The sequence below is a fragment of the Vibrio sp. V38_P2S17PM301 genome (genome assembly GCF_009904845.1).
Taxonomy (GTDB): Bacteria; Pseudomonadota; Gammaproteobacteria; order Enterobacterales; family Vibrionaceae; genus Vibrio; species Vibrio proteolyticus.
Genome location: NZ_WXWO01000052.1, coordinates 71,450 through 96,013 on the forward strand (window position 1 = coordinate 71,450; position 24,564 = coordinate 96,013).

Annotated in this window: 36 protein-coding genes; 2 read left to right on the plus strand and 34 right to left on the minus strand. The window is 50.7% G+C overall.

Features of this window, described 5'->3' with window-relative positions; genetic code table 11:
• Position 1: 1 nt before the first annotated feature.
• From rpsK to kefG, 34 genes are all read right to left on the minus strand, one after another.
• Complete coding sequence (rpsK, locus tag CAG64_RS11470) at positions 2–391, minus strand: 30S ribosomal protein S11 (protein WP_001118870.1); 390 nt, start codon at positions 389–391, stop codon at positions 2–4.
• An 18-nt stretch (positions 392–409) separates the two neighbouring features.
• On the minus strand, positions 410–766 hold the full coding sequence (gene rpsM, locus CAG64_RS11475; RefSeq protein ID WP_005383154.1) for a 30S ribosomal protein S13: 357 nt from the start codon (positions 764–766) through the stop codon (positions 410–412).
• A gap of 150 nt (positions 767–916) precedes the next feature.
• Positions 917–1,030, minus strand: coding sequence for a 50S ribosomal protein L36 (gene rpmJ / locus CAG64_RS11480; RefSeq protein WP_000868186.1), 114 nt, complete (start codon positions 1,028–1,030; stop codon positions 917–919).
• A 27-nt stretch (positions 1,031–1,057) separates the two neighbouring features.
• Positions 1,058–2,392 carry a preprotein translocase subunit SecY gene (gene secY, locus CAG64_RS11485; RefSeq protein ID WP_021704463.1) on the minus strand — a complete coding sequence of 445 codons (1,335 nt, stop codon included), beginning with the start codon at positions 2,390–2,392 and terminating at the stop codon, positions 1,058–1,060.
• Positions 2,393–2,412: 20 nt separating this feature from the next.
• Positions 2,413–2,847, minus strand: a complete 435-nt coding sequence (gene rplO / locus CAG64_RS11490; protein ID WP_021704464.1) for a 50S ribosomal protein L15 — start codon at positions 2,845–2,847, stop codon at positions 2,413–2,415.
• A gap of 5 nt (positions 2,848–2,852) precedes the next feature.
• Complete coding sequence (rpmD, locus tag CAG64_RS11495) at positions 2,853–3,029, minus strand: 50S ribosomal protein L30 (protein WP_000201159.1); 177 nt, start codon at positions 3,027–3,029, stop codon at positions 2,853–2,855.
• A 5-nt stretch (positions 3,030–3,034) separates the two neighbouring features.
• A complete protein-coding gene (rpsE, locus tag CAG64_RS11500; RefSeq protein ID WP_005435090.1) occupies positions 3,035–3,538 on the minus strand; it encodes a 30S ribosomal protein S5 in 504 nt (167 codons plus the stop codon).
• A 14-nt stretch (positions 3,539–3,552) separates the two neighbouring features.
• On the minus strand, positions 3,553–3,906 hold the full coding sequence (gene rplR / locus CAG64_RS11505) for a 50S ribosomal protein L18 (RefSeq protein WP_021704465.1): 354 nt from the start codon (positions 3,904–3,906) through the stop codon (positions 3,553–3,555).
• 9 nt (positions 3,907–3,915) lie between these two features.
• On the minus strand, positions 3,916–4,449 hold the full coding sequence (gene rplF / locus CAG64_RS11510) for a 50S ribosomal protein L6 (RefSeq protein ID WP_161451386.1): 534 nt from the start codon (positions 4,447–4,449) through the stop codon (positions 3,916–3,918).
• A 12-nt stretch (positions 4,450–4,461) separates the two neighbouring features.
• Positions 4,462–4,854: a 30S ribosomal protein S8 gene (gene rpsH / locus CAG64_RS11515; RefSeq protein ID WP_021704467.1), complete on the minus strand. Its 393-nt coding sequence runs from the start codon at positions 4,852–4,854 to the stop codon at positions 4,462–4,464.
• Between the two features lie 29 nt (positions 4,855–4,883).
• Entirely contained in the window at positions 4,884–5,189 is a 306-nt protein-coding gene (gene rpsN / locus CAG64_RS11520) for a 30S ribosomal protein S14 (RefSeq protein WP_005455658.1), read from the minus strand.
• Between the two features lie 17 nt (positions 5,190–5,206).
• Positions 5,207–5,746: a 50S ribosomal protein L5 gene (gene rplE / locus CAG64_RS11525; RefSeq protein ID WP_021704468.1), complete on the minus strand. Its 540-nt coding sequence runs from the start codon at positions 5,744–5,746 to the stop codon at positions 5,207–5,209.
• A gap of 24 nt (positions 5,747–5,770) precedes the next feature.
• Positions 5,771–6,088 (minus strand): 50S ribosomal protein L24, encoded by a 318-nt coding sequence (rplX, locus tag CAG64_RS11530; RefSeq protein ID WP_021704469.1) that lies wholly within the window; start codon positions 6,086–6,088, stop codon positions 5,771–5,773.
• 13 nt (positions 6,089–6,101) lie between these two features.
• Positions 6,102–6,473 carry a 50S ribosomal protein L14 gene (gene rplN / locus CAG64_RS11535; RefSeq protein WP_021704470.1) on the minus strand — a complete coding sequence of 124 codons (372 nt, stop codon included), beginning with the start codon at positions 6,471–6,473 and terminating at the stop codon, positions 6,102–6,104.
• A gap of 160 nt (positions 6,474–6,633) precedes the next feature.
• On the minus strand, positions 6,634–6,888 hold the full coding sequence (rpsQ, locus tag CAG64_RS11540; protein WP_021704471.1) for a 30S ribosomal protein S17: 255 nt from the start codon (positions 6,886–6,888) through the stop codon (positions 6,634–6,636).
• Positions 6,888–7,079, minus strand: coding sequence for a 50S ribosomal protein L29 (gene rpmC / locus CAG64_RS11545; RefSeq protein WP_004736737.1), 192 nt, complete (start codon positions 7,077–7,079; stop codon positions 6,888–6,890). Before rpmC ends, rpsQ begins: the two co-directional genes overlap by 1 nt.
• Positions 7,079–7,489, minus strand: a complete 411-nt coding sequence (gene rplP / locus CAG64_RS11550) for a 50S ribosomal protein L16 (protein ID WP_021704472.1) — start codon at positions 7,487–7,489, stop codon at positions 7,079–7,081. The genes rpmC and rplP overlap by 1 nt, the downstream gene beginning before the upstream one ends.
• Before the next feature lie 11 nt (positions 7,490–7,500).
• Positions 7,501–8,199, minus strand: a complete 699-nt coding sequence (gene rpsC, locus CAG64_RS11555) for a 30S ribosomal protein S3 (protein WP_021704473.1) — start codon at positions 8,197–8,199, stop codon at positions 7,501–7,503.
• A 19-nt stretch (positions 8,200–8,218) separates the two neighbouring features.
• Positions 8,219–8,551, minus strand: coding sequence for a 50S ribosomal protein L22 (gene rplV, locus CAG64_RS11560; protein ID WP_021704474.1), 333 nt, complete (start codon positions 8,549–8,551; stop codon positions 8,219–8,221).
• A 10-nt stretch (positions 8,552–8,561) separates the two neighbouring features.
• Positions 8,562–8,840 carry a 30S ribosomal protein S19 gene (gene rpsS / locus CAG64_RS11565; protein WP_005435078.1) on the minus strand — a complete coding sequence of 93 codons (279 nt, stop codon included), beginning with the start codon at positions 8,838–8,840 and terminating at the stop codon, positions 8,562–8,564.
• Positions 8,841–8,860: 20 nt separating this feature from the next.
• On the minus strand, positions 8,861–9,685 hold the full coding sequence (rplB, locus tag CAG64_RS11570) for a 50S ribosomal protein L2 (RefSeq protein WP_021704475.1): 825 nt from the start codon (positions 9,683–9,685) through the stop codon (positions 8,861–8,863).
• 16 nt (positions 9,686–9,701) lie between these two features.
• A complete protein-coding gene (gene rplW / locus CAG64_RS11575; RefSeq protein WP_021704476.1) occupies positions 9,702–10,004 on the minus strand; it encodes a 50S ribosomal protein L23 in 303 nt (100 codons plus the stop codon).
• Entirely contained in the window at positions 10,001–10,603 is a 603-nt protein-coding gene (rplD, locus tag CAG64_RS11580; RefSeq protein WP_021704477.1) for a 50S ribosomal protein L4, read from the minus strand. Before rplD ends, rplW begins: the two co-directional genes overlap by 4 nt.
• A 16-nt stretch (positions 10,604–10,619) precedes the next feature.
• Complete coding sequence (gene rplC, locus CAG64_RS11585; protein WP_021704478.1) at positions 10,620–11,249, minus strand: 50S ribosomal protein L3; 630 nt, start codon at positions 11,247–11,249, stop codon at positions 10,620–10,622.
• 14 nt (positions 11,250–11,263) lie between these two features.
• On the minus strand, positions 11,264–11,575 hold the full coding sequence (gene rpsJ / locus CAG64_RS11590; RefSeq protein WP_001181007.1) for a 30S ribosomal protein S10: 312 nt from the start codon (positions 11,573–11,575) through the stop codon (positions 11,264–11,266).
• Positions 11,576–11,991: 416 nt separating this feature from the next.
• Positions 11,992–12,732 carry a 23S rRNA (guanosine(2251)-2'-O)-methyltransferase RlmB gene (gene rlmB, locus CAG64_RS11595; RefSeq protein WP_021704479.1) on the minus strand — a complete coding sequence of 247 codons (741 nt, stop codon included), beginning with the start codon at positions 12,730–12,732 and terminating at the stop codon, positions 11,992–11,994.
• A 15-nt stretch (positions 12,733–12,747) separates the two neighbouring features.
• Entirely contained in the window at positions 12,748–15,204 is a 2,457-nt protein-coding gene (gene rnr, locus CAG64_RS11600) for a ribonuclease R (protein WP_161488627.1), read from the minus strand.
• Positions 15,205–15,343: 139 nt separating this feature from the next.
• Positions 15,344–15,985 (minus strand): flagellar protein MotX, encoded by a 642-nt coding sequence (motX, locus tag CAG64_RS11605; protein WP_021704481.1) that lies wholly within the window; start codon positions 15,983–15,985, stop codon positions 15,344–15,346.
• A 232-nt stretch (positions 15,986–16,217) separates the two neighbouring features.
• Complete coding sequence (locus CAG64_RS11610; protein ID WP_161451390.1) at positions 16,218–17,534, minus strand: adenylosuccinate synthase; 1,317 nt, start codon at positions 17,532–17,534, stop codon at positions 16,218–16,220.
• Positions 17,535–17,671: 137 nt separating this feature from the next.
• A complete protein-coding gene (locus tag CAG64_RS11615; RefSeq protein WP_161451392.1) occupies positions 17,672–18,613 on the minus strand; it encodes an isoaspartyl peptidase/L-asparaginase family protein in 942 nt (313 codons plus the stop codon).
• 152 nt (positions 18,614–18,765) lie between these two features.
• Complete coding sequence (gene slyD, locus CAG64_RS11620; protein WP_161451394.1) at positions 18,766–19,326, minus strand: peptidylprolyl isomerase; 561 nt, start codon at positions 19,324–19,326, stop codon at positions 18,766–18,768.
• A gap of 86 nt (positions 19,327–19,412) precedes the next feature.
• The gene (locus tag CAG64_RS11625; RefSeq protein ID WP_161451396.1) at positions 19,413–19,613 is read right to left on the minus strand and encodes a YheV family putative zinc ribbon protein; all 201 of its coding nucleotides are present in this window, start codon (positions 19,611–19,613) and stop codon (positions 19,413–19,415) included.
• A 6-nt stretch (positions 19,614–19,619) separates the two neighbouring features.
• Positions 19,620–21,422 (minus strand): glutathione-regulated potassium-efflux system protein KefB, encoded by a 1,803-nt coding sequence (gene kefB, locus CAG64_RS11630; protein ID WP_161451398.1) that lies wholly within the window; start codon positions 21,420–21,422, stop codon positions 19,620–19,622.
• Entirely contained in the window at positions 21,406–21,990 is a 585-nt protein-coding gene (kefG, locus tag CAG64_RS11635) for a glutathione-regulated potassium-efflux system ancillary protein KefG (protein ID WP_443084068.1), read from the minus strand. The genes kefB and kefG overlap by 17 nt, the downstream gene beginning before the upstream one ends.
• 170 nt (positions 21,991–22,160) lie before the next feature.
• On the opposite strand from kefG, the gene CAG64_RS11640 reads away from it, so the two are divergent.
• Positions 22,161–24,083: an ABC transporter ATP-binding protein gene (locus tag CAG64_RS11640; RefSeq protein WP_021704488.1), complete on the plus strand. Its 1,923-nt coding sequence runs from the start codon at positions 22,161–22,163 to the stop codon at positions 24,081–24,083.
• Positions 24,080–24,562, plus strand: coding sequence for a TIGR02444 family protein (locus tag CAG64_RS11645; protein ID WP_021704489.1), 483 nt, complete (start codon positions 24,080–24,082; stop codon positions 24,560–24,562). Before CAG64_RS11640 ends, CAG64_RS11645 begins: the two co-directional genes overlap by 4 nt.
• The last annotated feature ends 2 nt before the right edge of the window (positions 24,563–24,564 follow it).

Genomic DNA, 24,564 nt, shown 5'->3' on the forward strand with positions numbered 1-24,564 from the left:
GTTATACGCGACGTTTCTTAGGTGGACGACAACCGTTATGAGGGATTGGTGTAGCATCAACGATGTTTGTGATGCGGAAACCAGCAGCGTTCAGTGCGCGAACAGTAGATTCACGACCTGGACCTGGACCCTTAACCATAACTTCCAAGTTCTTTAGACCGTACTCTTTAGCCATTTCAGCACAACGCTCAGCAGCAACCTGTGCAGCGAATGGAGTAGATTTACGAGAACCACGGAAACCTGAACCACCTGCAGTCGCCCATGCAAGAGCGTTACCTTGACGGTCAGTGATAGTTACGATTGTGTTGTTGAAAGAAGCATGGATGTGCGCAACGCCATCTGCAACTTGCTTGCGTACGCGCTTACGAGCGCGAGTTGGTTGTTTAGCCATTGTACTCTACCTTCCCGATTATTTCTTGATCGGCTTACGCGGACCCTTACGGGTGCGAGCGTTGGTTTTAGTACGCTGTCCACGTAGTGGTAGACTGCGACGATGACGAAGACCACGGTAACAGCCAAGGTCCATAAGACGCTTGATGTTCATAGATACTTCACGACGTAGATCACCTTCTACAGTGTACTTAGCTACACCATCACGCAGTTGATCGATCTGCTCTTCAGTTAGTTCACTGATCTTAACATTTTCAGCAATACCCACCTCAGCTAGGATAGCTTGAGAGCGAGTTTTACCGATGCCGTAGATCGCAGTTAATGCGATAACAGCATGTTTCTGATCAGGAATGTTAATGCCTGCAATACGGGCCATTATTCACTCCTAAGTGTTTCTATAAAAGAATTAGCCGCAGCAAAGCCCGTAGAGGATACGCTGCGGGATACTACTTCTTTTGCACGCAAAAGGTAGGCCGAGGAATATACTCGACACTACCTTATATTTCAAGTAAAAATTTCTGCTCAATTAGCCTTGGCGCTGCTTGTGCTTTGGCTCACTGCAAATTACGCGAACAACACCGTTACGCTTGATTACTTTACAGTTACGGCAGATTTTTTTAACGGAAGCACGAACTTTCATTGCTAAACTCCGTAAATGAAATCTGAATTAACGGCCGTAGCCTTTCAGATTTGCCTTCTTCAACACAGAATCATACTGTTGTGACATCAGATGAGTCTGTACCTGTGCCATAAAGTCCATGATTACCACCACTACGATAAGTAGTGAAGTACCGCCGAAGTAGAAACGTACGTTCCACGCGACCATCATAAACTCTGGAATCAGACAGATAAAGGTAATGTACAGTGCACCAACTAGGGTAAGACGTGTCATTACTTTATCAATGTATTTCGCTGTCTGTTCACCTGGGCGGATACCGGGTACGAATGCACCGGACTTCTTCAGGTTATCTGCTGTTTCACGCGGGTTGAAAACCAACGCCGTGTAGAAGAAACAGAAGAAAATAATCGCTGTTGCATAAAGCATGACATACAGAGGTTGACCCGGGCTTAGAGCCAAAGACACATCAGTTAACCAACCGAATGTGCTGCTCTCACCGTTCTGACCGAACCACTGAGCCAGTGTTCCTGGGAACAGGATAATGCTTGATGCAAAAATCGCTGGAATGACACCTGCCATGTTAATTTTCAGTGGCAAGTGAGTGCTTTGTGCAGCAAATACTTTGCGACCTTGTTGACGCTTCGCGTAGTTCACGACGATACGACGCTGACCACGTTCCATGAAAACAACAAAGTAAATAACCGCAAAAGCCAGTACAGCAATCAACAGCAGAAGAAGTACATGCAATTCACCTTGACGCGCTTGCTCAATTGTTTGACCGATTGCTTTTGGCAATCCAGCAACAATACCTGCAAAGATCAGTAACGAAATACCGTTACCAATTCCACGCTCTGTAATTTGTTCACCTAACCACATCAGGAACATGGTGCCGGTTACTAAACTTACGGTTGCAATTAGCGTAAACATGGTTTGGTTGATAACAACCAGATTGTCGACCATGTTTGGTAGGCCAGTTGCAATACCTATTGCCTGGAATGTTGCAAGTACAAGCGTGCCGTAGCGTGTATATTGGCTGATCTTACGACGGCCTGCTTCACCCTCTTTCTTGAGTTCCGCTAACGCTGGATGAACTACAGTCAGCAACTGGACAACAATCGACGCCGAAATATACGGCATGATGCCCAGTGCCAAGATAGATGCACGCTCAAGAGCACCACCGGAGAACATGTTAAACATTTCAACGATGGTGCCTTTTTGCTGTTCGAACAAATCGGCAAGTACAGCTGCGTCAATACCAGGAATCGGCACGAAAGAGCCCGCTCGGAATACTAAAAGTGCACCTATTACGAATAGTAAGCGCGACTTCAGCTCACTCAAGCCGCTCTTAGCACTACGAAAATCTTGTCCTGGTTTCTTAGCCATCTGTACCTCGTTCCTCGAGATTATTCCTCGATTTTACCGCCTGCAGCTTCGATTGCAGCTTTAGCGCCTTTAGTCACGCGTAGACCTTTAACAGTCACTGCTTTGTTGATTTCGCCAGAAAGAACAACTTTAACGAATTCGATGTTCTTAGTAACGATGTTAGCAGCTTTCAGGCTGTTCAGATCAACCACGTCACCTGTAACTTTCGCCAGCTCAGCTAGACGAACTTCAGCAGACACTAGGCTCTTACGAGAAGTGAAGCCGAACTTAGGCAGACGTTGTTTCAGAGGCATTTGACCGCCTTCAAAACCTGGACGAACTTTACCGCCAGAACGTGACTTTTGACCTTTGTGGCCGCGGCCACCAGTTTTACCAAGGCCAGAACCAATACCGCGACCTAGACGCTTCTTAGAAGGTTTAGATCCAGCAGCAGGTGATAGAGTATTCAAACGCATTCTGATTACTCCTCAACTTTAACCATGTAGTAAACCTTGTTGATCATGCCGCGCACGCACGGAGTATCTTCAAGTTCTACTGTGTGGTTGATTTTACGAAGGCCTAGACCGCGCAAAGTAGCTTTGTGCTTAGGCAGGCGACCAATTGAGCTTTTAGTTTGAGTTACTTTAATAGTTGCCATGGTTCTTACTCCGAAATAGCTTCAACAGTTAGACCACGTTTAGCAGCAACCATTTCTGGTGACTTCATGCTACCCAGAGCATCGATCGTTGCACGAACGATGTTGATTGGGTTAGTAGAACCGTACGCTTTAGACAGTACGTTATGTACACCAGCAACTTCTAGTACTGCACGCATCGCACCACCTGCGATAACACCAGTACCTTCTGCAGCAGGCTGCATGTAAACTTTAGAGCCCGAGTGGCGACCTTTCACTGGGTGGTGAAGAGTGCCTTCGTTCAGAGCGATCGTAGTCATGTTACGACGCGCTTTTTCCATTGCTTTTTGGATCGCTGCAGGTACTTCACGAGCTTTGCCGTAACCGAAACCTACACGACCGTTACCGTCACCAACTACAGTCAGTGCAGTAAAGCTCATGATTCGACCACCTTTAACCGTCTTAGATACACGGTTAACAGCGATTAGCTTTTCTTGCAAATCATTCGCTTGAACTTGTTGTTCTTTAGCCATCTTCCAACCCTACCTTAGAATTTCAGACCAGCTTCGCGAGCAGATTCTGCCAGCGCCGCTACTCGACCGTGGTATTGGAAACCAGAACGATCAAATGCAACTGTTTCCACGCCTTTTTCAAGAGCGCGCTCAGCAATAGCTTTACCTACCGCTTTAGCTGCATCAACGTTACCAGTGTTCTTAACTTGCTCACGGATCGCTTTTTCTACAGTAGAAGCTGCTGCGATAACCTCAGAGCCGTTTGATGCGATAACCTGAGCGTACACGTGACGAGGAGTACGGTGTACTACTAGGCGAGTTGCACCCAGTTCTGCAATCTTACGACGTGCGCGTGTAGCACGACGGATGCGAGATGCTTTCTTATCCATAGTGTTACCTTACTTCTTCTTAGCTTCTTTAGTACGCACATTTTCATCTGCGTAACGAACACCTTTACCTTTGTAAGGCTCAGGCTCACGGTAAGAACGAATGTCAGCCGCAACCTGACCAACTAGCTGCTTGTCAGCACCAGTCAGTACGATTTCAGTTTGGCTTGGACATTCAGCTTTAACACCCGCTGGCAACTCGTGCTCAACAGGGTGAGAGAAGCCCAGTGTCAGACCTACAGCGTTGCCTTTGATAGCAGCACGGTAACCAACACCTTTCAGTACTAGCTTCTTAGTAAAGCCTTCAGTAACACCAATAACCATGTTGTTCACTAGTGCACGAGCAGTACCTGCCTGTGCCCAAGCGTTAGCAACACCTTCGCGTGGACCGAAAGTAAGGTTGTTTTCTTCCTGAGCGACCACAACTGCATCGTTAACAACGCGAGTCAGTTCGCCTTTGGCACCTTTAACAGTGATTTCTTGGCCGTTTAGTTTCACCTCTACGCCAGCTGGAATAGCGACAGGTGCTTTAGCAACACGAGACATATTCTACTCCTATTACGCTACGTAGCAGATGATTTCACCACCAAGACCTGCTTTACGTGCAGCACGGTCTGACATCAGACCCTTGGAAGTTGAAACGATAGCAACACCTAGACCACCCATTACAGATGGCAGCTCGTCTTTTTTCTTATAGACGCGCAGACCTGGGCGTGAAACACGCTTTAGTTGCTCGATTACTGGTTTCGCTTGGAAGTACTTAAGAGTAACTTCTAGCTCAGGTTTTACGTCGCCTTCAACAGCGAAATCAGTGATGTAACCTTCAGCTTTTAGCAGTGCAGCAATTGCAACTTTAAGCTTTGAAGAAGGCATTTTTACAGCAACTTTGTTTGCTGCCTGACCGTTACGAACACGGGTCAGCATATCCGAAATCGGATCTTGCATGCTCATATGATTTACTCCAAATGATTAAGTGGCAATTACCAGCTAGCCTTACGAAGTCCAGGAATCTCGCCTTTCATGCAAGCTTCGCGAACTTTGATACGGCTCAGACCGAATTTACGTAGGTAACCGTGTGGACGACCAGTTTGGTTACAACGGTTGCGCTGACGTGACGCACTTGAATCACGTGGAAGAGATTGCAGTGTCAGAACCGCATTCCAACGATCTTCTTCAGATGCATTTACATCGCTGATGATAGCTTTAAGAGCAGCACGCTTTTCAGCGAACTTAGCTACAAGCTTCGCACGTTTAGCTTCACGTGCTTTCATTGATTGTTTAGCCATAACAGTAACCCTTCACCTTACTTACGGAATGGGAAGTTAAAGGCAGCCAGCAGAGCACGGCCTTCCTCATCGGAACCAGCAGACGTCGTGATAGTAATATCAAGACCGCGGACACGATCAACTTTATCAAAGTCGATTTCCGGGAAGATGATTTGCTCGCGAACGCCCATGCTGTAGTTACCGCGACCGTCAAAAGACTTAGCGCTAACACCACGGAAGTCACGTACACGTGGAAGAGCGATTGAGATCAGACGCTCCAAAAAATCCCACATGCGTTCGCCACGCAAGGTTACTTTACAACCGATTGGGTAGCCTTCACGGATTTTGAAACCTGCAACAGATTTACGCGCTTTAGTGATAAGTGGCTTTTGACCAGAGATCGTTGCCATATCAGCAGCTGCGTTTTCCAGCAGTTTCTTATCGTTGATTGCTTCACCCACACCCATGTTCAGGGTGATCTTTTCGATTCTAGGGACTTGCATGACGCTTGAGTAACCGAACTGTTTGGTCAGTTCAGCGACTACAGACGACTTGTAGTAATCATGCAGTTTCGCCATAGTAGAACTCCAAATTACTTCTAATTAGTTAGAAACGGTTTCACCGTTAGACTTGAAGAAACGAACTTTTTTGCCGTCTTCAAAACGGAAACCGATACGGTCCGCTTTACCGGTTGCTGCGTTGAAAATCGCAATGTTAGAAACATCGATTGCTGCTTCTTGCTCAACGATACCGCCTTGGATACCTAGAGCAGGAACAGGTTTCTGGTGTTTCTTAACAAGGTTGATACCTTCAACGATAACTTTACCAGTTGCTAGAACCTTAGTTACTTTACCTTTCTTGCCTTTATCTTTACCGGCAAGAACGATCACTTCGTCGTTACGACGGATTTTAGCTGCCATCTTTGCGTGCTCCTTACAGAACTTCTGGAGCCAGTGAGACAATCTTCATGAATTTCGCATTACGAAGTTCACGAGTCACTGGACCAAAGATACGTGTACCGACTGGTTGCTCAGTAGTGTTGTTCAACAATACACAAGCATTACGGTCGAAGCGAATGACAGAACCGTCTGGACGACGTACGCCTTTACGGGTGCGAACTACCACCGCCTTCAGTACATCACCTTTTTTAACTTTACCGCGTGGAATTGCTTCCTTAACAGTAACTTTGATGATGTCACCGATGTGTGCATAACGACGGTGAGAGCCACCCAGAACCTTAATACACATTACGCTGCGAGCGCCTGAGTTATCAGCAGCATCCAGCATACTTTGCATTTGGATCATGTTAGTGCTCCGCTAAATATTAAAACTAGACCCATCTCGGGTCGGGCTGCCTCTTTAAAAGGGACGCGAATTGTACCACCCTTTTTTATGATTGGGTAGTCAAAAAATAAACGGCCCCAAAAATTCTTTGGAGCCGCTTAAGTTCATAGAAGAAAAGAGATTAAATCTTCGCCTTTTCTACTACGCGTACCAGAGTCCAAGACTTAGTCTTAGACAGTGGACGACACTCACGAATTTCAACAGTGTCGCCTAGGCCACACTCGTTGCTTTCATCGTGTGCGTGAACTTTAGTCGTGCGCTTTACGTATTTACCGTAGATTGGGTGCTTTACGAAACGCTCGATAGCAACAACGATAGACTTGTCCATCTTGTCGCTAACTACACGACCTTGTTGAGTACGAATTTTGTCGCTCATTATGCGCCTGCCTTCTCAGTCAAAACAGTTTTCACACGTGCGATATCACGGCGTACAGCTTTCAGAGTATGAGTCTGCTGCAGTTGACCAGTCGCAGCCTGCATACGCAGGTTGAACTGTTCACGTAGCAAATTCAATAGCTCAGCGTTAAGCTCTTCAACGTTCTTTTCGCGTAGATCTTGTGCTTTCATCACATCACCTGCTTAGTTACAAATGTAGTCTTGAAAGGCAGTTTACGTGCCGCTAGGCGGAACGCTTCACGTGCCAATTCTTCAGGTACACCGTCCATTTCGTACATAACCTTACCAGGTTGGATTTGGGCTACCCAGTACTCAACGTTACCTTTACCCTTACCTTGACGAACTTCTAGTGGTTTTTCTGTGATTGGTTTGTCTGGGAATACACGAATCCAGATTTTACCTTGACGCTTAACGTGACGCGTCATTGCACGACGTGCTGCTTCGATTTGACGAGCAGTTAGACGACCACGGCCTACCGCTTTCAAGCCGAATGTACCAAAGCTTACGTCAGTACCTTTAGCCAGACCACGGTTACGACCAGTATGAACCTTACGGAACTTAGTGCGTTTAGGTTGTAGCATCTGTCGACTCCTTACTTACGGCCTTTGCGCTGCTTCTTAGGCTTATCGCCTTTAGGCTCTACAGCGTTAGCTGCTGGCATACCGCCTAGGATCTCACCTTTGAAGATCCAAACTTTAATGCCGATCACACCGTATTGAGTGTGAGCCGAAGAAGTTGCGTAATCAATGTCAGCACGTAGAGTGTGTAGAGGCACACGGCCTTCACGGTACCACTCAGAACGTGCGATTTCAGCGCCGCCTAGACGACCGCTTACTTCCACTTTGATGCCTTTAGCACCTAGACGCATAGCGTTTTGTACCGCGCGCTTCATCGCACGACGGAACATAACACGACGCTCTAGCTGAGACGCGATGCTGTCGCCAACAAGCTGTGCATCTAGCTCAGGTTTACGTACTTCAGCGATGTTAATTTGCGCTGGTACACCTGCGATTTTTGCTACAGCTGCGCGTAGTTTCTCAACGTCTTCGCCTTTCTTACCGATAACAACGCCTGGACGAGCAGTGTGAATAGTCACACGGATGCTCTTAGCAGGACGTTCGATAACGATGCGTGACAGAGACGCTTTTTGTAGTTCCTTAGTTAGGAACTGACGTACCTTGAAGTCGCCGTCTAGGTTGTCAGCGAAATCTTTGGTGTTAGCAAACCATGTAGCATTCCAAGGCTTAACGATGCCTAGACGAATACCATTTGGATGTACTTTTTGACCCATTGCTTACTCTCCTAGTCTCTTAGCGATCTGCAACAACTACAGTGATGTGGCTTGAACGCTTCAAGATACGATCCGCACGACCTTTTGCACGAGGCATAATACGCTTCATGGTTGGGCCTTCATCTACGAAGATTTTAGCGACTGATAGATCGTCGATATCTGCACCTTCGTTGTGCTCCGCGTTCGCGATAGCTGACTCAAGAACTTTCTTGATCAGTTCAGCAGCTTTTTTGTTGCTGAACGTCAGAATTTCCAGAGCTTGGTCAACTGATTTACCACGAATTTGATCTGCAACTAAGCGAGCTTTCTGAGGCGAAATGCGAGCAAAGTTATGTTTAGCTACTGCTTCCATCATCTACTCCTTAACGCTTCTTAGCTTTCTTATCCGCAGCGTGACCGCGGTAAGTACGAGTTGGTGCGAATTCGCCCAGTTTGTGACCGATCATTTCTTCAGTTACGAATACTGGAACGTGCTGACGACCATTATGGACAGCGATGGTCAAACCGATCATTGTTGGAATGATCATTGAGCGACGGGACCAAGTCTTAATAGGCTTTTTGTCTCCGCTTTCCACCGCTTTCTCTACCTTCTTCAGCAAGTGTAGGTCAATAAATGGACCTTTCTTGAGAGAACGTGGCATGGCTTATCCTCTTATATAGATTACTTGTTACGACGACGTACGATGTACTTGTCAGTGCGTTTGTTCTTACGGGTCTTGAAGCCTTTAGTTGGCATACCCCAAGGAGATACTGGGTGACGACCACCAGAAGTACGGCCTTCACCACCACCGTGTGGGTGGTCAACCGGGTTCATTACCACACCGCGAACGGTTGGACGAACACCGCGCCAGCGGTTTGCACCCGCTTTACCCAGTTCACGTAGCATGTGCTCAGAGTTACCTACTTCACCGATTGTTGCACGGCCTTCAGCAAGAACTTTGCGCATTTCGCCAGAACGTAGACGGATAGTTACGTACGCACCGTCGCGAGCAACGATTTGAGCGTAAGCACCAGCCGAACGAGCTAGCTGTGCACCTTTACCAGGCTTCAGTTCAACACAGTGTACAGTTGAACCTACTGGGATGTTGCGCATTGGCAGAGTGTTACCTGCTTTGATAGGCGCATCAACACCAGACTGGATCATATCACCAGCTTGGATGCCTTTAGGTGCAATGATGTAACGACGCTCACCGTCTTTGTAAAGAACCAGAGCAATGTTTGCGCTACGGTTTGGATCGTATTCTAGACGCTCAACTTTCGCTGGGATACCGTCTTTAGTACGTTTAAAGTCAATTACACGGTAGTGGTGTTTGTGACCACCGCCGATGTGACGTACTGTGATACGACCGTTGTTGTTACGACCGCCGTTCTTAGAGTTTTTCTCTAGAAGAGGTGCGTAAGGCTTACCTTTGTGCAGGTCAGCGTTAACAACTTTAACAACGTGACGACGACCAGCCGAAGTCGGCTTACATTTAACAATAGCCATTTCTCAACTACTCCTGTTATTCCGCGCCGCCAACGAAGTCAAGATCTTGACCTTCTTTCAAAGTAACGTACGCTTTTTTCACGTCTGAACGACGACCTTGGCGTAGACCTTGACGTTTGGTCTTACCCTTAGTGATAAGAGTATTTACAGACTTAACTTCAACTTCAAATAGCTTTTCTACAGCTGCTTTGATCTCTTTTTTAGTTGCATCTTTTGCTACTTTGAAAACGATAGTGTTCGCTTTCTCAGCAGCCATAGTTGCTTTTTCAGAGATGTGCGGTGCACGTAGAACTTTTAGGATACGCTCTTCAGAAATCATGCTAGCATCTCCTCAACTTGCTTAACTGCTTCAGCAGTCATTACAACTTTGTCGAACGCGATCAGTGAAACTGGGTCGATACCAGCAACGTCACGTGCGTCAACTTTGTATAGGTTACGAGCAGCTAGGAATAGATTCTCATCTACTTCGCTAGTCACGATTAGAGCGTCCGTTAGCTCAAGCTCTTTCAGCTTAGCTACCAGCTCTTTAGTTTTTGGCGCTTCAACTGAGAAGTTATCAACAACGATCAGACGCTCTTGACGAACCAGCTCAGAAAGAATGCTCTTCATAGCACCACGGTACATTTTCTTGTTTACTTTAACGCTGTGATCTTGTGGTTTCGCAGCAAAAGTAACACCACCTGTACGCCAGATTGGGCTACGGATTGTACCAGCACGTGCACGGCCAGTACCTTTTTGACGCCATGGCTTAGCGCCACCGCCAGAAACTTCTGAACGTGTTTTTTGAGCACGAGTACCTTGACGAGCACCTGATGCGTACGCAACAACTACTTGGTGTACAAGAGCTTCGTTGAACTCACGTCCGAAAGTAGTTTCGGAAACAGTTAGTGCATCAGCACCTTTAACCATCAATTCCATTACTTACTCCTAGACGTTATGCTTTAACAGCTGGTTTGACGATCACGTTACCGCCAGTTGAGCCAGGGACTGCACCTTTGATAAGAAGCAGGTTGCGCTCAGCGTCAACACGTACGATCTCCAGGTTTTGAGTCGTTACACGCTCAGCACCCATGTGACCTGCCATTTTCTTGCCTTTAAATACGCGACCTGGAGTCTGACATTGACCGATAGAACCAGGAGCACGGTGAGACAATGAGTTACCGTGAGTCATATCTTGAGTGCGGAAGTTCCAACGCTTAACAGCGCCTTGGAAACCTTTACCCTTAGATGTACCAGTAACGTCTACTTTCTTAGTTTCGTTGAACAGTTCAACAGTCAGTTCAGCACCAACTTCAAACTCTTCACCGTTTTCCAAACGGAATTCCCAAAGACCGCGACCAGCTTCAACACCTGCTTTTGCAAAGTGACCAGCTTCTGGTTTAGTAACACGGTTAGCTTTCTTAGCGCCAGCAGTAACCTGAATTGCTGCGTAGCCGTCAGACTCAAGAGATTTAACTTGAGTAACGCGGTTCGCTTCAACTTCAACAACTGTTACTGGGATAGAAACGCCTTCTTCAGTAAATACGCGGGTCATGCCCACTTTACGACCGATTAGACCAATCATTCTTCTAATCTCCCTTAACCTAGGCTAATTTGTACGTCAACGCCCGCAGCAAGGTCTAGACGCATCAGAGCATCAACAGTTTTGTCTGTTGGCTCAACGATGTCGATTAGACGTTTGTGAGTACGGATTTCGTACTGATCACGAGCATCTTTGTTAACGTGTGGAGAGATAAGAACTGTGAAACGCTCTTTACGAGTAGGCAGTGGGATTGGACCACGAACCTGTGCGCCGGTGCGCTTAGCTGTTTCAACGATTTCCGCAGTAGAAGCGTCGATCAGTTTGTAATCGAAAGCTTTCAGGCGGATACGAATACGTTGGTTCTGCATGAGACAGAGCTCCAATAGTTATAAATTACACAAACAATATCGCCACTCAAACTCGTCAAGACGAGAGAATGCCGATTGATTTATGTGAAACCGTAGCCTCCAAAATTAGGAAGCATTGTCAGTTAATTTTCGATTAACTGTGTCTACCGAAGTAGAGGAGCTAATTGTATTAACCGCGAACATAAGCTGAGTATACATTACCTGACAAATCATAGTGATCAGTCAGCTCCTCGCTGCTCATTGGTTCACAACTGGCTTAACCAGTGCGCTGCATTATACAGATCACAGTTTGACATGCAAGCGCTGCTGGAAAAATAAACGCATAAATTGCCCCCCGAATGCGGTCTACAGCAAAGCCGCAGAAACAAAAACGCAGCGGTGTTTACCGCTGCGCTTTGGGGGCTATCACTCGCTCATCATATGCTGAGGCGTTGACGCACCGCTTCAAACAAACAGATGCCGGATGCCACTGACACGTTAAGGCTTGAGACACTGCCTGCCATCGGGATTTTGATCAGGTCATCACAGGTTTCGCGGGTCAAACGACGCATGCCATCCCCTTCCGCGCCCATCACAATCGCCAGAGGACCCGTCAACTTAGCCTGGTAAATGTCGTGAGTGGCTTCGCCCGCCGTGCCGACAAACCACACGCCCTGCTCCTGCAATGCACGCATGGTGCGCGCCAGGTTGGTGACCCGCACGAGAGGCACGGTTTCGGCTGCGCCGCACGCCACTTTGCTGACCGTGGCATTCATCGCCGCCGATTTGTCTTTCGGCACGATCACTGCGGCCACTCCGGCTGCATCTGCGTTACGCAGACAAGCGCCGAGGTTGTGCGGATCAGTCACGCCATCAAGAACCAACAACAAAGGCGCGTCGTGTTGCGCCACGATGGTTTCCAGATCGTGTTCGTTCAGCTGCTTGGCCGGTTTCACCCGGGCGATCACGCCCTGATGATTGGCACCATGCGCTTTATCATCCAGCGCTTTGCGTCCCATGATCTGAATCGACACACCGATGTGTTGCAGTTGATTCAGAATGGGCAGCAGACGGTCGTCCTGACGCCCTTTCAGTACGAACGCTTCAATGAAACGTTCCGGCTCACGTTCCAGTACGGCTTTGACCGCATGGATACCGTAAATAAATTCATTACTCATCAGTTAACCTAATTGTTACTTTTTCGCCTGGGCTTTTTTGCCCTTGCTCCGCGACTTTTTATGGCGCGCTTTGTCCTTTTTGGCCTTTTTCGGCTTATCACTCTCGATACGCTCACCGTCCGGACGAACGGTCGGCTCTACCAGGGGCTTGGCTTTCTGCCCTGGCGCATTAGCTTTGACCGATGCGCGCTTTTTGCTCTTGGCTTTTTTCTGCGCTTCCGCCACTCGTTTTTTGGCGGTTTTGCCTTTGCCGCGTAGCTTACGACTTGTTTCGACTAATTCAAAGTCAATTTGGCGATCATTCAGATTGACCGACAATACTTTCACTTTGACCGCATCACCAAGGCGATAGATGGCACCAAAACTTTCACCAATCAGACGCTGGCCAATCGGATCAAACTGGTAGTAATCGTTGGCCAGAGTGGATATGTGCACCAGTCCATCAATGTGCAGCTCGGTCAGACGGACAAAGAAGCCAAAACCGGTCACATTGGCAATCACCCCATCCAGCTCTTCACCGACATGGTCTTGCATGTATTCACATTTCAGCCAGTCTGAGACTTCGCGGGTCGCGTCATCGGCACGGCGCTCGGTCATCGAACACTGCTCACCGTAGAAATCCATATCGTCAAACGAGTAATGGAAACCGCCAGTTGGCGTCCAGCGATCCTGATTGCGGCCTTCGTGTTTGGCAATCAAATATTTGATCGCGCGATGCAGTAACAAGTCCGGATAGCGACGGATCGGTGAAGTGAAGTGGGCATAGCGCTTCAGCGCCAAACCAAAGTGACCAGCATTGTCGGCGTTGTAGACCGCTTGCTTCATCGATCGCAGCAGCATGGTCTGGATCAGCTCTTTGTCCTGACGTTCACCGATCTGTTTGACCAGGTTGGCGTAATCGGTCGGTGACGGTTCAAGCCCGCCCGCCAGATTCAGCCCCAACTCGCCGAGAAAATCCCGGAAGCCCTGTAAACGCTCTTCCCCTGGCGTTTCGTGAATCCGGTACAGCGCCGGCTCTTTGGCTTTTTCCACCAGCGACGCCGATGCGATGTTAGCCATGATCATGCACTCTTCAATGATCTTGTGCGCATCATTGCGAATCACAGGTTCAATCCGGTCAATCTTGCGCTCCGCATTGAAGATAAATTTGGTTTCGACGGTCTCAAACTCAATCGCCCCGCGCTGATCGCGGGCGTGTTTAAGCACCTTATACATTTTGTGCAACTCTTCTAAGTGCGGCACCAGAGGCTGATAACGCTCCCGCAGCTCTTCATCGCCATCCAAAATCGCACCGACTTTGGTGTAGGTCAGGCGTGCGTGCGAATTCATCACGGCTTCGTAATGACGATAACCCGACAGCTTACCACTGTCTGAAATGGTCATTTCACACACCATACATAGGCGATCAACTTGTGGGTTAAGCGAGCACAGTCCGTTAGACAGCACTTCCGGCAGCATTGGCACCACCTGTGACGGGAAATACACCGAATTGCCGCGATTGATGGCTTCTTTATCCAGAGCCGAATCCGGACGGACGTAGTAACTCACATCCGCAATCGCCACCCACAAACGCCAGCCTCCGCTTTTTTTTGCTTCACAATAGACCGCGTCATCGAAATCTCGTGCGTCTTCGCCGTCGATGGTGACCAGTGGCAATTCTCGCAGATCAACCCGACCGGCTTTCGCCTCTTCCGGCACCTCTTCGCCCAGGCCGGCGATCTGCTTTTCGACCTCTTGTGGCCACTCGTGCGGGATCTGGTGGGTGCGAATGGCAATTTGCGTTTCCATTCCCGGCGCCATGTTCTCGCCCAGCACTTCCACCACTTTGCCTGTCATACCACGACTGCGCGCCCCGCGATCGGTGATTTCAACCACGACGACATTCCCCATGCGTGCGCCGGCTTTGTGTTCATTCGGGATCAGAATGTCCTGGCTGATGCGCGAATCATCCGGCACCACGTACGAGTAGCCATATTCGAGGAAAAAGCGTCCGACAATTTGCGTGGTGCGTTCTTCCAAGACACGCACCAGACGCCCTTCCCTGCGGCCTCGCTTACTGCTGTCTGTCGGCTGCACCAGCACGTAATCACCGTGGATCAGCGTACGCATCTGATGATGCGGCAACAGGATGTCATCGTCTTTATTCAGGCTGCCTTCCGGACGCACCCAGCCGTGACCGTCTTTATGACCGATCACATACCCTTTGATCATTTCGAGTTTTTCCGGCAAGGCGTAACACTGGCGGCGGGTAAACACCAACTGCCCATCACGTTCCATTGCACGCAAACGGCGACGCAACCCTTCATACTGCTCTTCACCGCTCAAATGCAGCGCCTCGAACAGATCGTTGCGGTTCATCGGCACACCGGCGCTTTTGAGGAAGTCGAGAATGAACTCCCGGCTGGGGATCGGGTTATCGTAGTTTTGCGATTCACGCTCAGCAAAAGGATCGTTATGGGTATTGTCTGACATCGGCACGCCTAATTAAGCAAGGAAGGATATGAGCTAGTATATCTGACTCGCTCGTTAACCTACAGTTAAGCATATAAAAAGAATAAAAAAACGCCCGTATCAAAACACGGACGTTTTATCAGTGGCAGGCCAGAGTGCGTTACCAGAAGGTTTCGCGGCGTTTCGCCCGGGCAATGATGTTGTCCGGCATACGCAGTTCCAGCCCCTGACGCAGCATAGCGATGCGACGGTGGGTACGCTTGTCCGCTGACACTGAGTTGTACAGCCAGCGATAAGCGTCTTCATAATCGAGTGGGCTGCCGTAATCCCGCAGCAGCAGTTCGGCCAGCAGAATGCGGGCGTTGAGATTACCCATCGCGGCCGCTTCACGCAAATATGGAATCGCGCGCTCTTTATCCTGCTGCACCAGTGTACCGCGCGAGTAGTAACGGCCCAGTTGCTCCAGTGCCGCTGGCAACCCTTGATGCGCGGCACTTTCCATGTAATAGAGGCCAAGTTCAACATCCTGATCGACGCACACGCCCCACGCCAGCATGTCACCATACAGGAATTCGTAGGACGGCAGATTAATCCGGGTAGCACGCGCGACAATGTCTTCCACCAGCTGGCAGTTGTCGGCTTTGATCCGCTCCAGATGTTGATTCTGCTCAACCAATTTTATCAGCTCTGCTTCACTGTAAATCGGCACCGGTTCGCCCACATCCGCTACACTCGGGGCCGCTTTGGCCAGCGAAGTGGTCAATACCAGCACCAGTGATGCAGCCACTTGTCGCAGCTTCATACTCGCACTCTATCCACACGTTGATGCACCGCTCACGGCCACACCAGCAAACTCAGTTTTCTCACCCATTCGGCGAGGACTTGTTAATCCTATCGGCAAGCCGCCGGCAGACTTTAGACAAAATTTGCCACGACAGGCAAAAGCTTGCCATATCAGTATAAAAGATGAGCAGTCGACGGGCAGAAAAAAACCGGCCGAAGGGCCGGTTTTGTGAAGCTGTGGCGCAAGCCGATTAAGATTCGAATGGGTGAACCTTAATGATGGTTTCGTTGCGATCCGGGCCGGTTGAAATAATGTCAACAGGCACACCCGTCAGCTCTTCGATACGTTTGATGTAGTTCAGCGCAGCTTGTGGTAGCGCGTCCAGAGACTTAGCACCAAAGGTGTTTTCAGACCAACCCGGCATGGTTTCGTAGATTGGCGTCGCCTTCTCGAAAGCTTCCGCCGCCATTGGCGACACTTCCATCACCGAACCGTCTTTCATCTTGTAACCGGTACAGATCTTCAGCTCTTCCAGACCATCCAGAACGTCCAGTTTGGTCAGACAGAAACCCGTCACTGAGTTGATTTGGATTGCACGGCGCATCGCTACAGCATCGAACCAACCCGTACGACGCAGACGCCCCGTGGTGGCCCCGAATTCGTGACCCACAGTACCCAGGTGTTTACCGATAGGATCTTGCTTATCCTGGCCATCGTACAGTTCAGTCGGGAATGGCCCCGCACCTACGCGAGTACAGTACGCTTTCGCGATACCCAGGATATAACCGATGTGACGAGGACCAAAACCTGAGCCAGCCGCAACCCCACCCGCAGTGGTGTTCGACGAGGTCACATATGGGTAAGTACCGTGGTCGATATCCAGCAGCGTACCCTGAGCCCCTTCAAACATGATCTTGTCGCCGCGTTTACGTGCTGCATCCAGCTCGTCAGTCACGTCAATCACCATAGAGGTCAACAACTCAGCAAAGCCTTTCGCCTGCTCCAGCACATCTTCGTAGCTCACCGCTTCGGCTTTGTAGAAGTTCACCAGCTGGAAGTTATGGAATTCCATCACTTCTTTGAGTTTTTCTGCGAACGCGTCCATATCGAACAAGTCACCAACGCGCAGACCGCGACGGGCAACTTTATCTTCGTAGGCCGGACCGATACCACGACCAGTCGTGCCGATCGCTTTCTTACCACGAGCGATTTCGCGAGCTTGGTCTAGCGCGATGTGGTAAGGCAGAATAAGAGGACAAGCTTCAGAAATGAAAAGACGCTCACGGACCGGGATGCCGCGCTCTTCAAGAGGCTTCATTTCTTTAAGAAGGGCTTCAGGTGACAGAACGACACCGTTACCGATAATACATTTGACGTTATCGCGAAGGATACCTGACGGAATTAAGTGAAGAACGGTTTTTTCACCGTCAATGACCAAAGTGTGACCTGCGTTGTGACCGCCTTGGTAGCGAACCACGTATTTTGCATCTTCAGTTAAAAGGTCTACGATTTTACCTTTACCTTCGTCACCCCATTGGGTGCCTAGAACGACTACGTTATTTCCCATCTTTCCAAGTCTGATTGCTAGTTAAAAATGGATTCTAGCACTGAATCCGTACGTATGCAGTCATTTTTTGGTCACGCCGGGGAGAGCGCCAGATAACTCATTGATGGATAGCACTAAGTTAGACAGTGGCCACCTGGCTACTCGTGCGCATAGATTTTGACGCTGAGCTGGCCATCGCGATCGATCCCAGCCCGGTACATGCCGGAACTGTTCATCGCAAAATGGAGTTCTCCTTGTGCGTCAATAGCGATCAACCCGCCTTCGCCACCGATCTGCTTCAGCTCGCCCTGAATAACGTGTTCGCAAGCGGTATGGAGATCTTCCTTCAGGTAACGCATGCGCGCTGCCACATCCCCCGCTACGGTCTGGCGAATAAAGTACTCACCCATCCCCGTGGTGGATACCGCGACATTGCCGTTTTCAGCAAAGGTCCCCGCGCCAATCAGCGCCGAATCGCCAACCCGGCCATATTGCTTATTGGTAATGCCACCGGTACTGGTGGCTGCGGCAAGGTTCCCGTGCTGATCCAAGGCCACCGCGCCCACGGTACCGTGCTTGCGATCGTCGGGATAGCGTGATTCCGACAGTGCAAACAGACCTTTCTCTTTCATCGATTGCAACTGTTCGTAGCGCCGGTCGGTGTAAAAATAATCCTGCTCGGTAAACGCGTGGCCGACCTCAAACGCAAACTCTTCCGCCCCCTCACCGATCAGCAACACGTGTTCGCTCCGCTGCATCACATCTTTCGCTAACTCAATCGGATTACGGATATGCCGCACGCCAGCTACAGCGCCGGCGTCTCGCTGGCGACCGTGCATCACCGATGCGTCCATCTCTACCATCTCTTTGTGGGTCAGAACTGAGCCTTTTCCCGCATTAAAGTGGGGCGAATCTTCCAACACCCGGACCGCCGCCACCACCGCATCAAGCGCATCACTCCCCTGAGCCAATAGCGTATGACCAGCCCGCACAGCTCGCTCCAAATCCGTCAGGATCTGCGCTTTCAACGTTTCACTCATCTGCTGAGACAGTATGGTTCCGGCACCGCCATGAATGGCGATCGCAAAAGGTTGACTCATGTTCATTCCTTATCATCGCGGGCGAAACATGCCCAGCGTGTACTTATAGGGTGGCTCCCAAGTTACTCCCGGCCAACAAAAAGCGCAAACCGATCTGCATCGCTTTGCGCTCATGTAACTGGTCTGGCGGCATGCCGCCGACTGGCTAAGACTTAGTGTGAACCGCAGCTACCGCCACCGCAACAACCGCCGTCACCGTGGTCGTGATCATGATCGTGGTCATGGTCGTGACCACCACAACAACCGCCTTCCTGGTGGATATGACCGTGCTCGATTTCATCTTCTGTTGCTGCGCGCGTCGCCACGACTTCTACGTCGAAAGTCAGAGTTTGACCAGCCAGCATGTGGTTGCCATCAACCACCACTTCGTCGCCATCCACTTCAGTGACTTCAACCGGGATTGGTCCCTGATCGGTGTCTGCCAGGAAACGCATGCCAACTTCGATTTGATCCACACCCTGGAAGACTTCGGCCGGTACGCGCTGTACCAGTGCATCGTTGTGATCGCCGTACGCGTCGTCTGGAGACACAGTGACTGAGAACTTATCGCCTGCCGCTTTGCCTTCCAGTTCACGTTCCAGACCAGTGATCAGGTTGTTGTGACCGTGCAGGTAATCCAGTGGAGCCTCGGTTGTTGACTGATCAACAACTACGCCATCTTCCAGTTTGACCTGGTAAGCCAGGCTAACCACTACGTTCTTTTCAATCTTCATAAGTGCTCCAGAGCGTTGGATTGGGCTGTGCCCAAAAGGTAAATCTGATTACCCCCGTATTATGGGGATGATTTATAGAAACACAATCAATCCGGCTTAAAAATCCCGATCATCTCTTGAGCAGCGTGCTGGCTTTTTTCCACGGTCTGCGGTTTGCGCTGGTCGTGATAATCACACTCAACACACTCAACCAGCTCGATATTGTTCTCAATCCACCAGCGTAATGTGTCCTGGCTCTGGCATTGCGGGCAACTTGCTCCGGCAATGAATCTTTTTTTGGGCTTCACGTTATTTTACTCCTGTTCCCAGAAATGACGGGACTGGCGATCGTTGTCCATCTCGCGGCCAAAAATCTCTTCCAGTTCCTTGCGGGCTTCTTTGGCTCTCTGGGCCAATTGCTTGTCTTCATTGTGCTGCGGCAACAGCTCTTTAAGCATGGCATTATCCAGCTTGCGAAAGTGCGCTTCCGCACGCTTGGCCTGATACGGATGCATGCCGAGTTCAACCAGCGCCTGCCGGCCGAGATCCAGGGCACCCAGAAACGTCTCTCGCGAGTAGCGGTCAACACCATGACTGAGCAACTGATACGCCTCAACCCGGCTGCGCGCGCGAGCGAGCAGTTTCAAGTGCGGAAAATGTTGCTGACACAAAGCGATAATGCTCATGATTTCATCCGGTGAGTCGGTACAGATGATCATCGCTTCGGCACTCTCGGCGCCAGCCGCGCGCAGTAAGTCTACCTGAGTCGCGTCACCATAAAAAACTTTATAACCGTATTTACGCAGTAAGTGGATTTGGCTGGCGTCACTCTCCAGAATCGTTACCTTGATTTTGTTGGCGTACATCAGCCGCCCAACAATCTGACCAAAACGCCCAAAACCAGCAATGATCACCCGCGGCTGCTTGTCAACCACGTCCGAACGAACCCGGCTATCTTCGGCCGGATTAAGGGTACGGGCAAACCAGTGTTGCTGAGCAATCAGCAGCAGCGGCGTCGTCACCATCGACAAGCTCACCACCACCAACAGGAACCCGGTGTGTTCCCGGCTGAGCAACCCTTGTGTCGCAGCGGCGGTAAAAATCACGAAGGCGAACTCGCCGCCCTGACTGAGGATCGCTGCCATCCGGCTGCGCGCTTTAGCGCGGATCCCGGCCGCGCGGGCAAGGAAGTACAGCAACAGACCTTTGATCACCACCAGCGCCACCACCGCCAACAGGATGCTCAGCGGCTCCGCAATCAACAAACCAAGGTTGACCGCCATACCCACCGCAATAAAGAATAGGCCTAACAGCAGCCCTTTGAACGGCTCAATGGCAATTTCCAGCTCGTGGCGATACTCACTTTCTGCCAGCAGCACGCCAGCCAGAAACGTCCCGAGGGCCATCGACAGGCCAAGCTGTTTCATCGCCAGAGCGATCCCAATCACCAGCAGCAGTGCCGCGATGGTAAACAGCTCGCGCACCCCACTCAGCACCACATAGCGAAACAGCGGGCGCAGCAAAAAATGGCCGCCGACCAGCAGCGCCAGCACTCCGCCCAGCATCCATAACGCGTCGAGCCAGTCACCGGCCGTGTTACCTGCCAGTACCGGCAGGATCGCCAGCATCGGAATGACTGCAATGTCCTGAAACAGCAATACGGCGAAACCCGACTGACCGGTTTCTGTACCGTCCAGTCCTTGCTCTTCGATCACCCGCAACGCGATCGCCGTTGACGACAGTGCCAAGCCCATGCCAATCACCAGGCTGGTTTGCCAGCTAAGCCCCAGCAAATGCACGATCGCACTCAGCACCGCCGTGGTCACTACCACCTGCGCACCGCCCATGCCGAGGATCGGCCCGCGCATCTGCCACAGCTTGCGCGGATTCAGCTCAAGACCAATCAGAAACAGCAGCAACACCACGCCAAGTTCCGCAAAATGCAAAATGGCTTCGACATCGCTGATCAGCCCAAGCCCCCAAGGCCCGATGGCCACCCCTGCGAGCAGGTAGCCGAGTACCGAACCCAGCCCCATGCGCTGGGCAATCGGCACCGCCACCACCGCAGCCGCCAAAAACACCACGCTGCTTTGCAGAAAATCACTCTCCAGCGCCATCGCCACCTCCCTGGGCACCAAGCGGATTATTCAGCCACTGACGGTATTGCTCAGCATGCTGATAACGTTCAAGATCACCGACATTGCGCGACCAATACAGCACCAAGGGTGTGATCCAGTTCATGCGGCATAAGGCCGCCGTCAATTCGAACGGTTGCAGGATCTGGTCAAGCGGATAGCGGTTGTACCCCTGTTCGCTGAACGCCTCCTCGCTGCCTCCGGTGGTGATCACACTGCGCCAGTATTTCCCCGCCAGTGCACTGCCGTCGCCGAAGGCAAAGCCTTTGCCCAGTACCCGGTCAATCCACTCTTTGAGTAACGCCGGGCAGGAATACATGTACAGCGGGTGCTGGAAAACAATCACATCGTATTCCAGCAACAATTGATGCTCGGCGTGCACATCGATAAAAAAATCGGGGTAAGCGGCGTAGAGATCGTGCACACGTACGTGCGCCAGCGACGTGATCTTTTTGATCATCACCTGATTGGCAATGGAGTTGTCTGGCTCCGGGTGGGCGTAGATCACCAACACGCGGGGCGGCGGCTTGTTGTGCGTAATATCCATCATTCCCTGAACTGCACTGGATAGTTTAGTTATCAGTTTGTTATACGTTCTTGCCCGCCATAACGCAAATGGCAAAACACTCTGATTTCATCGCCTTTGGCCGCGCTGCCATCGACATTTACTGTCGTTGCCCCTACTATTCCGGGGTTCAACCATCGGTGTAAAAAGTTTCTATGATTACCTTCTCTGACATGCAGTTACTCCGCGGCGGTAAACCGCTGCTTGAGCAGGCTTCGGCCACGATTCATCCGGGCGATAAAGTCGGCCTGGTCGGCAAAAACGGTTGTGGCAAGTCCACCCTGTTCGCTCTGTTAAAAGACGAACTGTCGATCGACGCTGGCTCGTTCAGCATGCCGAGCCATTGGGAGCTGGCCTGGGTGGCGCAGGAAACCCCAGCGCTGGAACGCAGTGCCCTGGAGTACGTCATTGATGGTGACCGTGAATACCGGGACCTGGAACAGCAATTGGCGGCGGCTGAGCAAGCAGACAACGGCACATTGGTGGCCGAACTGCACGGCAAAATCGAAACCATCGGCGGCTACAGCATCCGTGCCCGGGCATCGGAGCTGCTGGACGGTCTGGGCTTTAGCCAAGATCAAATGAGCTGGAACCTGACCCAGTTTTCCGGGGGATGGCGGATGCGCCTCAACCTGGCGCAGGCGCTGTTGTGCCGCTCTGACCTGCTGTTGCTTGATGAGCCCACCAACCACTTAGATCTGGATGCGGTCATGTGGCTGGAACGCTGGCTACAAAACTACCCGGGCACCCTGATCCTGATCTCGCACGACCGCGATTTTCTCGACCCGATTGTAGGTCGTATCGTTCACATCGAAAATCAGCAGCTCAACGAATACACCGGCAACTATTCATCGTTCGAAAATCAGCGTGCGCAAAAACTGATGCAACAGCAGGCGATGTTTGAGAAACAGCAGAAGCAGATGGCGCACATGCAGAGCTACATTGACCGCTTCCGCTACAAAGCCTCGAAAGCACGCCAGGCTCAGAGCCGGATTAAAGCGCTGGAGAAGCTGGAAAAAGTGCTGCCTGCGCAATTTGATAACCCGTTCAGTTTTGAATTTCGCCAACCTGCCGCGTTGCCCAACCCGATCCTGATGATGGACGAGGTTTCGGCCGGTTACGGTGATCACCTGATCCTGGATAAAATCCGCCTCAATCTGGTACCGGGCAGCCGCATTGGTCTGCTTGGCCGTAACGGTGCCGGTAAATCCACCCTGATCAAATTGTTGTCGGGGGAACTGGCTGCCCAAGGTGGCGATCTGACCTATTCACAGGGCGTGAAGATCGGGTACTTTGCCCAGCACCAACTCGAAACCCTGCATCCGGAAGAAACCCCGTTGCAGCACATGATGCAGATTGCACCGGATAAAAACGAGCTGGAGCTGCGCAACTACCTTGGCAGTTTTGGCTTCCACGGCGATAAGGCGCTGGAACCCGTCGCGCCGTTCTCCGGAGGTGAAAAAGCCCGCCTGGTGTTGGCGCTGATCGTGTGGCAAAAGCCCAACCTGCTGCTGCTCGATGAACCCACCAACCACTTGGATCTTGACATGCGCCAGGCCCTGACCCTGGCACTGCAGACCTACGAAGGCGCTATGGTGATTGTCTCGCACGATCGGTATCTGCTGCGTGCGACCACCGATGATCTGTACCTAGTCAACGATCGTCAGGTTGCTCCATTTGATGGTGACCTCAACGACTACTACAAGTGGCTGACAGAACAACAAAAAGCGCAGCGTAAGGAAGCGCAGGCCGCTCAGCCTGAAAAGGCGGGCACCAACAGCGCCGCTGCGAAAAAGGAGCAGAAGCGACGTGAAGCTGAGTTTCGCAAACAGACCGCACCTATTCGCAAAACGCTGACAAATCTGGAGCAAAAAATGGATAAGTTAAGCGCTGCATTGGAACAGGCGGAAGAGCAATTATCAGACTCCTCACTGTATGATGCGGAAAATAAAGCTAAACTTACCGAAGTACTGGCACTCCAGGCAAACAGCAAATCCGAGCTGGAAGACGTTGAAATGGAGTGGATGGCGCAGCAGGAATCCCTTGAACAGATGGAGCAGGAGTTCAATAGCCAATGACCCAAGAGCACGTACGCATTTCACTGACGCTAGAACGATTGTGGCAATTCAGTCTGCAATATTACGGTACCCGTGAGGTGAAAGAAGCGTGCCTGGCTCTGCAAAACAACTTTGGCGGTAACGTCAACCTGCTCCTGCTACTCAAATGGCTTGATGAGCAACGCGTCACCTTTCAGGAAGAAGACTGGCACAAGGTCGAGGAGTGTCTCGGTCGATCCGAGACACTGCTGCACAGCTTCCGCGACCTGCGCCGTCGGATGAAACTGAATCTCCCGGACACCTTGTATCGCGAATCACTCCAGTTTGAACTGCAACTCGAAAAACAACAGCAGTCCGATCTGGTCGATTGCATTAACGCGTTGCAACTGGAAAACAATCTCGGAGAGCCGCTTACTTTACGTTACTGTCGTCAGTTGGGTGGAGAACATTTGTTTCAGGCGTTTTCAGCGCCTGCACCGTCGCTCTACAATCTGGACTGATG